General features: G+C 38.5%; 1 pseudogene. It reads left to right on the top strand.

The window, feature by feature from the left end:
* The first annotated feature begins 13 nt into the window (after nucleotides 1-13).
* Nucleotides 14-1,365: pseudogene (locus JCM10991_RS16660) on the top strand (RNA-guided endonuclease InsQ/TnpB family protein).
* Nucleotides 1,366-1,577: the final 212 nt, after the last annotated feature.

Here is a 1,577-nt window from a genome sequence, read left to right as displayed (position 1 = left end):
GAGGTGAAAGTATATGCCACAAGTTGAACTTCCATATATGATGGGACTGAAATTACGGATGTACCCTAATCACAAACAAGAACAAGTTGCTTGGAAAAACATCAATGCTTCTCGTTTTATCTATAACCAGTTGTTAGCGAATAGTTGGATTGACAGTGCTATTAAACGCAACAAATTGGATAAGAAGTATCCTATTCCTACTACCTACTGGCGTTATAAATTTTCTAAAGATAAGAAGATAAAGAATCCGATTAAAGCTTCCCAAGTCCGTCCGACTGGTCTAGCACGAATTAAAGGTAATTCACGTTACCCTTGGCTAAACGATTCTGAATTAGATAGTGATATGTTTACCAATACTGAAGTACATTATCGCAATGCTTGGAAAATGTTTAGGAAGGTTCATAGTGCTGGAACTCCCAAATTTAAAAAAAAGAGTCAGCCTGTCCAAAGTTATAGCACCTCAAACCATTACAGCTCGAGCCAAGTCAAAGCTAAAGGAGGTGTGCCTTCCTTTATAACGGGTCAATCCACTTTATTGACAGTCAGTACTTGCAGTTACCAAAGCTAGGCAAAGTCAAAATTAAATTACACCGCACATTACCAACTAACCAAATGGTGCGAATTGCCACGGTGACAATTAAGCATTATCCGTCGGGGAAATGGTTTGTTTCGCTTTTATTAAAAAGTGACCAACCATTTAATTCTAAATTTCCAAAAGTAGATTGTGAAGTTGGTTTTGACTTGAACACAGAAAACTTCTTAACTCAAAGTGATGGTAAGGTTGTCTCAAGCCCACGTTATTACCGAACTATCAAAGATAAGTTAGCTAAAGAACAACGGATTCTTTCACGTAGGCAACGGCGTGCCAAGAAAGAAGGTCGTCCTTTAAAGACTAGCAAAAATTACCAAAAACAAAAACTCATTGTGGCTAAGCTCCATGAAAAGGTTCGCAATCAACGAACGGACTTCTTACACAAGATTTCGATTGCATTAATCAAGAACCACGATTTAGTAGTCGCAGAAAACCTTAAGAGTAAGAATATGCTTAAAAATCATGCCTTGGCTATGAGTATCAGTGATGTTGGTTGGCGAACTCTGCTTACTTTTCTTGAATACAAAGCTCCTAAGTATGGTCGAACTTTCGTCGAGGTTAATCCCGCCTATACGACGCAAACGTGTAATGATTGCGGTTTTAGAATGGGAACAGAGGAAACAAAGAAACTAACTTTGAAAGACCGTGCTTGGACTTGTCCTAAATGTAAAGTTTTCCATATTCGTGACCACAATGCTGCCAAAAACATTTTGGATAAGGGCCACACTGAGTTAGCTAAAACATTAACTGAAAATAGTCCCATCTATAAATAGATGAGATAGGGCGTTGACAGCTCACGTCCTAAGCCTAGTTAATTGGTAGGTAAGACCTTATTATTTCCGAGAATGGTTTGGTTTCTTACTAAAGCATTTAAGAAATGGTAGGGCATACTTTACCTAGGTAAGTTGTAGCTAGTACTTCACGAAGTGATGAACTTCCGAAGGAAGTCTACAAGCCACCGAATTTATTCGGTGCGTAGTTTGAC

It is taken from the genome of Ligilactobacillus equi DSM 15833 = JCM 10991 (assembly GCF_000615765.1).
GTDB lineage: Bacteria > Bacillota > Bacilli > Lactobacillales > Lactobacillaceae > Ligilactobacillus > Ligilactobacillus equi.
This window is presented reverse-complemented; position numbering and strand designations above follow the sequence as displayed.